The sequence below is a fragment of the Flavobacterium sp. genome (assembly GCF_049318325.1).
Lineage (GTDB): Bacteria > Bacteroidota > Bacteroidia > Flavobacteriales > Flavobacteriaceae > Flavobacterium.
On record NZ_JBMOGQ010000090.1, the window covers coordinates 1 to 9,698 of the forward strand.

At 31.7% G+C, this 9,698-nt stretch carries 10 protein-coding genes and 1 tRNA gene; 6 read left to right on the plus strand and 5 right to left on the minus strand.

The window, feature by feature from the left end; genetic code table 11:
• Positions 1 to 93 precede the first annotated feature (93 nt).
• The 5 genes from ACOYLP_RS08650 (at position 94) to ACOYLP_RS08670 (ending at position 3,985) form a co-directional block, all read left to right on the plus strand.
• Positions 94 to 175, plus strand: a tRNA-Leu gene (locus ACOYLP_RS08650).
• A 107-nt stretch (positions 176 to 282) separates the two neighbouring features.
• Positions 283 to 1,185 carry a MerR family transcriptional regulator gene (locus ACOYLP_RS08655; protein WP_422855776.1) on the plus strand — a complete coding sequence of 301 codons (903 nt, stop codon included), beginning with the start codon at positions 283 to 285 and terminating at the stop codon, positions 1,183 to 1,185.
• A 36-nt stretch (positions 1,186 to 1,221) separates the two neighbouring features.
• Positions 1,222 to 2,682: a phytoene desaturase family protein gene (locus ACOYLP_RS08660; RefSeq protein ID WP_422855777.1), complete on the plus strand. Its 1,461-nt coding sequence runs from the start codon at positions 1,222 to 1,224 to the stop codon at positions 2,680 to 2,682.
• A gap of 13 nt (positions 2,683 to 2,695) precedes the next feature.
• Positions 2,696 to 3,535: a phytoene/squalene synthase family protein gene (locus ACOYLP_RS08665; protein WP_422855778.1), complete on the plus strand. Its 840-nt coding sequence runs from the start codon at positions 2,696 to 2,698 to the stop codon at positions 3,533 to 3,535.
• A 6-nt stretch (positions 3,536 to 3,541) separates the two neighbouring features.
• Positions 3,542 to 3,985, plus strand: a complete 444-nt coding sequence (locus ACOYLP_RS08670) for a beta-carotene hydroxylase (RefSeq protein ID WP_422855779.1) — start codon at positions 3,542 to 3,544, stop codon at positions 3,983 to 3,985.
• Between the two features lie 64 nt (positions 3,986 to 4,049).
• Here ACOYLP_RS08670 and ACOYLP_RS08675 read toward each other — a convergent pair whose 3' ends face one another.
• From ACOYLP_RS08675 to ACOYLP_RS08690, 4 genes are read right to left on the minus strand one after another with little or no spacing between them, the layout of a single operon-like run.
• Positions 4,050 to 4,583 (minus strand): DUF4252 domain-containing protein, encoded by a 534-nt coding sequence (locus tag ACOYLP_RS08675; RefSeq protein WP_422855780.1) that lies wholly within the window; start codon positions 4,581 to 4,583, stop codon positions 4,050 to 4,052.
• A gap of 6 nt (positions 4,584 to 4,589) precedes the next feature.
• Positions 4,590 to 5,129 carry a DUF4252 domain-containing protein gene (locus ACOYLP_RS08680; protein WP_422855781.1) on the minus strand — a complete coding sequence of 180 codons (540 nt, stop codon included), beginning with the start codon at positions 5,127 to 5,129 and terminating at the stop codon, positions 4,590 to 4,592.
• 13 nt (positions 5,130 to 5,142) lie between these two features.
• A complete protein-coding gene (locus ACOYLP_RS08685; protein ID WP_422855782.1) occupies positions 5,143 to 5,625 on the minus strand; it encodes a hypothetical protein in 483 nt (160 codons plus the stop codon).
• Positions 5,612 to 6,121 carry an RNA polymerase sigma factor gene (locus ACOYLP_RS08690; protein WP_422855783.1) on the minus strand — a complete coding sequence of 170 codons (510 nt, stop codon included), beginning with the start codon at positions 6,119 to 6,121 and terminating at the stop codon, positions 5,612 to 5,614. Before ACOYLP_RS08690 ends, ACOYLP_RS08685 begins: the two co-directional genes overlap by 14 nt.
• A 121-nt stretch (positions 6,122 to 6,242) precedes the next feature.
• Between ACOYLP_RS08690 and ACOYLP_RS08695 the strand changes: the two genes are divergently transcribed.
• Positions 6,243 to 7,661 carry a S41 family peptidase gene (locus ACOYLP_RS08695; RefSeq protein ID WP_422855784.1) on the plus strand — a complete coding sequence of 473 codons (1,419 nt, stop codon included), beginning with the start codon at positions 6,243 to 6,245 and terminating at the stop codon, positions 7,659 to 7,661.
• A gap of 29 nt (positions 7,662 to 7,690) precedes the next feature.
• On the opposite strand, the gene ACOYLP_RS08700 is transcribed toward ACOYLP_RS08695, so the two are convergent.
• Entirely contained in the window at positions 7,691 to 9,643 is a 1,953-nt protein-coding gene (locus ACOYLP_RS08700) for a TonB-dependent receptor plug domain-containing protein (RefSeq protein ID WP_422855785.1), read from the minus strand.
• Between the last annotated feature and the right edge of the window lie 55 nt (positions 9,644 to 9,698).

The window sequence follows — 9,698 nt, forward strand, 5'->3', positions numbered from 1 at the left end:
GAGCACATCACTTTTAATGATGGGGTCCTGGGTTCGAGCCCCAGTCGGGTCACATAAAGTTGTTCGCTAAGGTGAATAACTTTTTTTGTTTTAGGCCACGTGGAGAAATTGGTAGACTCGCCATCTTGAGGGGGTGGTGTTGCAAGACGTGTCAGTTCGAATCTGATCGTGGTCACTTTTAAGAAGCAAAACCGATTAGGTTTTGCTTTTTTTTAAAATTTATTTTAAATCTTAGTTTGTAAAGATATTTTACTAACTTTGTTTAACTTATTTAGAAAAAAAATGAACAATGTAAAAAATGTCTTCAGTATAAAAGACTTAGAAAATCTGACAGGTATTAAGGCTCATACTATACGCATATGGGAAAAAAGATACAATGTTTTGGAGCCAATGCGAACCGAAACAAATATTCGATTATATGATTTAGCTAGCCTTCAAAAGATTTTAAATGTTACATTGCTTCACAATCATGGCTATAAAATTTCTAAAATTTCAAAATTATCCGAGGATAAATTACCTGAGCTCGTAAATGAAATTATATCAGAGAAAAGCGTGAAACATCATGCTATCAGTTCTTTCAAAATGGCTATGATGAATTTTGATCATGCTCTTTTTTTTAGCACTTATAATAAATTATTATCTGAAAAATCATTTAGAAACGTTTTTTATGAAGTTTTTATACCACTATTAGAAGAAATAGGTTTATTATGGCAAACAGACACCATCTCACCTGCCCATGAACATTTTATATCTTATTTAATAAAACAAAAACTTCTAAACAATACCGAAACTGTTCAAACCAAACCACCAACAAATCACGAAAGGTTATTCGTTCTTTATTTACCAATGGATGAAATTCATGATTTAGGTTTAATGTATCTGAATTATGAAATATTAAGTTATGGATATAAAAGCATTTTCCTTGGCGAGAGTGTTCCAATAGATAGTTTAAAAGACATGAAAAAATATTTTGATAACATTACATACATCTGTTATACAACTGTTCAACCTGATAAAGACTGTATCAATGATTATATCAAAAAAGTAAAGTCTGAAGTATTAGATGAAAACTCTAATTTATGGTTAATTGGAAGAATGATTGAAAATATTGACCAAAAATTAATTTCAGAAAAAATTAGAACTTTCATATCTATAAAAGATTTGGTTGACACTATAGCTTACTAAAAATTCTTATTAAATTTTCATATTTTAAAAAATTAAATGAAAAAACATATCAAAATAATTGGATCTGGTTTTTCCTCTCTTGCCGCTTCATGTTATTTAGCTCAACAAGGCCATTCTGTTACTATTTACGAGAAAAATACAACAATTGGAGGTAGGGCGCGTCAACTAAAAAAAGATGGGTTTACCTTCGATATTGGACCAACTTGGTATTGGATGCCAGATGTTTTTGAACGTTTCTTTGCCGATTTTGGTAAAAAACCATCCGATTATTATGACCTTATTAAATTATCTCCTGCTTATCAAGTATATTTTGGGGTAAAAGATTTTGTTACAATTGCTGATAATCTTCCTGAAATAATAGAAACTTTTGAATCGATTGAGAATGGTAGTGGCAAAAAGCTAGCTACCTTTATGAAAGAGGCGCAAAGCAATTACGATATTGCAATTAAAGACTTAGTATATCGACCAGGAGTTTCACCCTTAGAATTGGTCACATTAGAAACTGCTAAAAAAGTTAATCAATTTTTTGGCAACATTTCAAAAGACATTAGAAGACGTTTCTCCAATACTAAACTAATTCAAATTCTTGAATTTCCTGTGCTTTTTTTGGGAGCAAAACCATCTGACACACCTTCGTTTTATAGTTTCATGAATTTCGCGGATTTTGGTTTAGGAACTTGGCATCCAAAAAACGGAATGTATAGTGTGATTTTAGCAATGGAAAAATTAGCACTTGAATTAGGCGTTACTATTCACACCAACTCTAATATTGAAAAAATAGTAGTAGAAAATGGAACTGCGAAAGCCATAATTGTAAATGGAAAAACAATTGAAGCTGACATTATTTTAAGCGGTGCCGATTATCATCATAGTGAATCTTTATTGGATAAAAAATACCGTGCCTATTCGGAAAAATATTGGAACAATAGGACTTTTGCACCTTCTTCACTCCTATTCTATGTTGGATTTGACAAAAAAATTGAAAATGTAGAACATCATTCCCTATTTTTTGATGTCGATTTTGATATACATGCTGCAGCCATTTATGATACTCCTAAATGGCCAGAAGAACCCTTATTCTATGCAAGTTTCCCATCTAAAACCGATGTGAGTTCAGCTCCATCCGGAAAAGAAGCAGGCATCTTTTTAATTCCGTTAGCACCTGGTTTAAATGACACTCCGGAATTAAGAGAAACTTATTTTGAAAAAATAATTACTCGTTTTGAAAATTTAACACATCAATCTATAAAAAATAATATTATCTTTAAAGAGTCGTTTTGTGTAAATGATTTTATTAAAGATTACAATTCTTATAAAGGGAATGCATATGGTTTAGCCAATACCTTATTGCAAACTGCTTTTTTAAGACCTAAATTGAAAAGTAAAAAAGTTAAAAACCTCTTTTTTACAGGACAATTAACAGTTCCAGGACCAGGTGTTCCGCCAGCATTAATATCAGGAAAACTTGTTTCGGAACTCATTAAAAAAAATATTTAATTTCTTTTTCAACATGAAATCTCTTTTTGATAAAATATCTTTCGATTGCAGTAAAAATGTAACTAAATCATATAGTACATCGTTCTCCGTTGCTGTAAAAATGTTAGCGCCTACTATTCGTCAGGATATTTATAACATTTATGGATTTGTTCGTTTTGCAGATGAAATCGTAGACACTTTTCATGATTACAATAAAGAAGTACTTTTCGAGATGTTTGAAAAAGACTTGGAAAATGCATTGAAATATAAAATTAGTTTAAATCCTGTGTTGAATTCATTTCAGAATACTGTCCATAAATATGCTATTCCACAAACCTTAATTAATGCTTTTATGAATAGCATGAAATTAGATTTGTATAAAAAAGAATATACCACAATTGATGAGTATAACAATTACATTTATGGCTCAGCCGATGTAGTTGGGCTAATGTGCTTAAAGGTATTTGTGAATGGGGATGATCAAAAATTCAATGAATTAGAGCAATCTGCAATGCGATTGGGATCGGCTTTTCAAAAAGTAAATTTCCTTCGCGATCTTAAAGCAGATTATGAAGATTTAAATAGAACATATTTTCCAAATACCGATTTATCTAGATTAGATGAACATTCTAAAAATGAAATCATCAATGAAATTGAAGCCGATTTTCACGCAGGTTTTGAAGGAATAGTAAAATTGCCTTTAGAAGCTAAGTTTGGAGTTTATACAGCCTTTATATATTACAAAAAACTATTAACAAAGCTAAAGAAAACTCCTTCTATGGAAATTAAAAACACTAGAATTCGTGTTGCCGATTATCAAAAATTTGGTCTGCTCGCTAGATGTTATGTAAACTATCGCTTAAATTTAATTTAATTATATATGTTACTCCAAATTACTGTTTTTATTCTAACATTTTTAATCATGGAATTCATGGCATGGTTTACCCACAAATATATAATGCACGGTTTTTTATGGGTATTACATGCCGATCACCACAAAAAAGACCACAATTCATGGTTTGAACGCAATGATGCCTTTTTTATTTTTTATGCTGTTGTGAGTATTGGTTGCTTTTTACTTTGGCAAAACGGAGTTTTTGAATTAGGAATTGCTGTTGGTCTTGGGATTTTTGCCTACGGAGTAGCCTATTTTATTGTTCATGATATTTTTATTCATCAGCGATTTAAATTATTTAGAAATGCGAATAATTTTTATGCCAAAGCGGTTAGAAGAGCACACAAGATGCACCACAAGCATATTGGAAAAGCAGATGGAGAATGTTTCGGAATGTTAATTGTTCCTTTTAAATATTTTAAAAAATAAGAAGCGGGATTTATTAGCATTAATATACAAGTAAAAAGTAGATAATTTTCGTCCCTATTAAAAATTATTTAATTAAGCCTTGTAATGGTTTCAATTGCTCCATATCAATATTAGCGTTTTTTATTACCGAAATCATATTTAAGATATTATTGGGATTCATATCATTTCCAAGAATTCTAACAACTGCAAAACCGCTTTCTTTCCTTTTGGCAAAAAGGATAAATTCATCAATGTGATTTTCATCTCCAGCAAAACTAACCGAAGCTGCGTCTTTACCAGAGCCGACTTTCATCAATTCTTGGTATTTTTCATTCTTCAATATTTGTGTTACTTTTTGGCTTTCAATATCATATTGTGCTTTATTATTTTTATCTAATTTAAAAGCTAAAATATTCATTTTATCAAACGATTCTAAAGCAGTTTTTTGTTCAATGGTAAGCTTCGCTTTGTCAATATCTATTAAGCTCGGTGAAACATCCATCGTTAAAAAATTTTTGTTTTCAGCGTTTTCTACAAAATATTTTTGAAGCGATTGTTCATTAGTACAACTTGATAGTAAAAATGAAAACAATAGGACTAAGTATAGTGCAATTTTCATCACTTCTTATTTTTGACCTTTTGGACCCTTAGCTCCTTTTGATGCTTTCTTCAAATCATCACCACCAGGTAAATTCATTTTATCGGTCAAAACCGAAAGCTCGTTCAAATCAAAATCACCTACTAACGACATTAAAACTGTTTCTTCATTACCAGAACCTTCTACAAACATCATCAATTCTTTTATTTGAGAATCTGAAGCGCCAGATTTTACATATATTTTGACACTTTTACCTTTTTCGTTTAGTTTCATTAACTCTTCAAGAGAAGCTGATTTCACATATTTATCTGAAGTTGATTTCATCTCGTCGGATTTTTTATCACTTTGTGTTACAAAAACTCTCAAGTTGTCTAACTTTTTTATCAAATTCACATATTGTTGTGACTCTTTGTCCTTAACTTCCATTTTACTCAAAAGTGAAAACATTTTTTTGTTAACAACAACTGCCGTTATCCCCTCTTGGTCTTCAAACTTATCAAAGACGCTTTGTGCAAAAAATGTGTTTGCACTAAATACTAATACTAAACTTAAAATTAATTTTCTCATGATTTCTGATTGTTTATTTTTTAAAAATTCGGTTTTTTGATTGTTCAAATTCATTTAAATAACTTATACTTCCAATACCTTTATTTACGCTTTCCGAAATCATAGACAACGCTTTTTGAGTTTCTCTAAAAGCTATTTCAGGATCATTATTAGTCCCATAATCTTCCGATTTTTGTTGGTTATAATAATTAAATGTAAATAAACCTAAGCCAAGTAAAACTAAAACAGAAGCAGCAACTAACAACCAAACTGCGCTTTTTCGTTTTATATTGCTTAATGGAATCGTAGCTGAATGCCGATGCTGAAAGTCGAACGGAGCGGAGCTAAATTGCTCTTGTTTTGAATGAACTGCAAAGCCAAATAGTGGCTTGTATTTTTCCAGAGACGGAGCAACATCTGATGAAGTGAAGTAATCTTTCAATTCCTTTTCTTCAGCAATACTGGTTTCTGCTTCGAAGTATTTTTCTAGTAAAATTTCTATTCTATCCAATGCCATAATGATGTGTTTTTATCATTTCTTCTCTTATAACTTTTCTTGCTCTCGATAATGCTGTGCGAATGGCTTGCTCATTCATTTCTAAAACCTTGCCAATTTCTTCAAATTCCATTTCTTCAATGTCTCGCATTTGAACAATTAGCTTTTGCTGTTCGGGTAAGTTGTTCATTATTTTTTCAACCCATTCCCAAATATCAGTGTCTTCCGCTTTTTGTTGCAAACTCGCTTCTCTATCTGTGAAATTATTGTGAACAATTTTCATGTTACCTGCTCGCTTGGATTTCAACTGGTCTAAACAATAATTTTTTATCATTGTCATTGCCAAAGCTTCAACACTTTTGTATTCATCCAAAATTTCATTTCGGTTCCATAATTTTACCAATACTTCCTGAGTGGCATCTTCAGCTTCTTCAGTGCTTACGAGTAATCGTTTTGCTAACCGAAAGAGCTTATCCTTAAACGGATTTACAAGTTGCATAAACTCATTTTGATTCATTGAAATATATTTGGTGAGTTGGCCACAAGAGCAAGACGATACAAATTTTTATTTGTTACAAACAAAATAATATTATTAATCTAAACTTTGTAAATTTACGGTTATTAAAATAATAAATGCTATGAATAAATATGTAATATCGTTACTAATCGCGTTATCATTTGTTGTCCCTTTTAGTTGTTCTGATATGGATGACAATGCGGTTCCGGCTAGTCTTGAAATAAAAGACTTTGTCTGGAAAGGCATGAATTTATACTATTTGTGGCAGGCCGATGTTCCTGATTTAGCAGATGATCGATTTGCTAATCAATCGCAATTGAATGCTTTTCTTGAGCCTTATAGTTCCCCAACCGACTTGTTCAACGCACTTCGTGTGCCTTCAACAACAGATCGTTTTAGTGTGATTTATAGTGACTATAACCTTTTGGAAGGTGCGCTTTCCGGAAATACATTAAACAACGGAATGGATTTCGGGCTAAAACATATTAATGGCACTACTAATATATATGGCTGGGTTAGGTATATTATTCCGAATTCTGATGCAGCGACCAAAAACATAAATCGTGGCGATATATTTTATGCGATTAACGGTATCCCATTGACAGATGACAATTATAGAACACTTCTATTTAGTAATGATGTAAACTATACTGTCAACTTAGCTAACTATAGTAGCGATAGTAGTGGTTTTGTCACTATTACACCAAACGGGGAATCGGTTACTTTAACCAAAACTACCTTGGCAGAAAACCCAATATTATTAAGTACAGTTATTAACCAAGGCACACACAATATTGGCTACTTGATGTACAACGGATTTTACTCTAGCTATGACAGTCAGTTAAATACTGTCTTTGGTTCTTTTAAATCTCAAAATGTAACCCGTTTAGTATTGGATTTACGCTATAACTCTGGCGGATCAATAAACTCAGCAACAAAATTGGCTAGTATGATTACCGGACAATTCACCGGACAATTGTTTGCCAAACAACAATGGAATGCGAAAGCACAGAACTATTTCTTGGCCAATAATCCAGGTTCTTTAGAAAATAAATTTGTTTCAGGATTAAATAGTTTGAATCTTAACAGAGTGTATGTACTCACTTCCAAAGCTACTGCTTCTGCTAGTGAACTAGTCATAAACTGTTTAAAATCGTATATCGATGTAGTTCAAATTGGCGATAAAACAACGGGGAAAAATGTAGGTTCTATTACTTTATACGACTCTCCTACTTTTGCAAAATCGAATGTAAATCCAAATCATAAATATGCAATGCAACCCATCGTATTGAAAATAGTAAACAAAGACAATTTTGGCGATTACACTTCTGGTATTGCGCCAACTACTTTACTACCTGAAAACATGGGTAATCTTGGTATATTAGGTAACGTTGACGAACCTTTATTAAATGCTGCCATAAATCAAATCGTTGCTAGCGGAAAAATGTTGCCACCAGTACCAAGCATTATTGAACGTGATTTTACAGATTCTAAATCAATAAATTCTTTGGGAAGTGAGATGTATATAGAACATAAATAAAAAATACTCTTTCGGGCACTTGACTTCATTTACAAAATTATATTTAACCCAATTTTGAAATTTCTACCTCTTGTAGAATAGCCAACATTCTCTACAAACTCTTCATTAAAAATATTAGTGGCGGAACCAAAAACAGTCAAACGGTTTTTAATTAATTCATACTTCAACGTGGCATTCAATAATCTGTAAGCATCTAGTTTTACAAATTGTGATGGAAACCCAAATGCATCAATTCTAGAACTTAAATACTGATAATTGATTGCCGCAAAAAATCGATCTGTAAACTCATAGTTCACGGCTAAATTCGCTTTATGCTTTGGATTTAATCTTTGCAAACGCTCATCTAATTCATTAAAAGTATAATTGGCATTGACTGTTAATTTTGGAGTAACATCAACTAAAATCGATGTTTCAATTCCTTTAGCTTTGCTTTTTCCATCTACGTTGTAATAAATATAATTCGCATCAACATCTATAGCTTTTTTTTCTTCTCTCAAAAAGGCAACTGTATTTAGCGTTATTTTTTTATTATATAATTTCACTTCAAAACCTGCTTCTATAGTACTGTTTTCTTCGGGCTCTAAATTGATGTTACCCGAATAAGCATCATACAATTGATATAAACTTGGTGTGATATAAGCAGTTGAATAAGATGCTAATAATCTGATTGGTGTTTTTTTACCAAACAAATACGACGGATTGAAATTATAAACCAAATGATTTTTATAAACACTATGACTATTCATTCTCACCCCAGTATTTAAATTAAAACCAAAAGACGAATTATAAACCACTGTTGTGTATGGATCGACAATGACAAACTTGGCCTTTTCATTATCAATTTTTCCAAATGCTGAATCAAAATTCATTTCACTAAACTGATATTGTGTACCTAATAACACAAAAAACTGCTTTGAAAAACTATATTTATTGAACGCATCTACACTTACATTTTTAGATTTATATTCAAATTCAGAACCAAAAATCAATAAATTCCGTTTACTACTTGATGCGCCTGAATTAAATACAAATTCCCCTTTGTTGTATGTATATTTTGATGAAACTCCCGCTCTAAACTGTTCTGTTTTGCCTTGATTATTAATGTTATCAGATGATGTAACACCGTTATAAGAATCATCAAACGTGTTTTTCAATCGATCGTAATTACCAAATAAATCTACTCGCAATTTTGAAGTTACTGCCACACCAATTTTTTGATTTACGGCAATTCTTGAAAAAAAATCTTTTTCATAATTTTCACCTTGAGCTTCTGACATTCCACTGGTTTCGGTACTATTCAAACTGGTCAAATAATCAAACTTATGATGTTTTCCGTTAAATGACAATCCTTGATTAAAATCTTGTCCATTGTATTTGTGATTATCTGCTGTATTATTCGAACCAATATTCACATAGGCATTGCCTTGAATTTCCTTTTTAGTAGCTTTTTTTAAAGTGATGTTAATTACTCCCGTTGCAGCACCTGTTCCATAAAGTGTACTCCCCGCGCCTTTCATAATTTCGATTCGTTCCACTTGGTCAATGGGTAATAATCGTAAATCATATTCCATTGAAATTCCCGAAGCATCAGTTACTGGGACTCCATCAATCACAATCAAAACCTGACGATTTCTTCCACCTCGAATATAGTAACCCAAGTTTTTTCCGTTAGCCGATTGATTTCCATTTATCTCCATTCCCGCAGCCTGACTTAGTATCGTTGGTAGACTTTGCCCTGATTTTTTTTCTAAATCCTGAGCGGTAATTACTTCAATAACTTTTCCCGATTTTTCTTGGCGCTGCGCAAATTTGGTATCTGAAATGACCACTTCTTTTAATTGATTAGCATCAAAAGAGACTAATTTTCCTGATAAGATTTCAAATAATTTAGAATTAGGTATTTTAATAGAATCCTTTTCTTGCGCATAGGCACAAGTGTTGAGCAAAGCTAAAATAGCTACTGCTTTAAGTATTTTTTTCATTTTTTTAATTCAACAATAATTTTAATAATCTTAGGAAAAAAGCATAGAATTTACC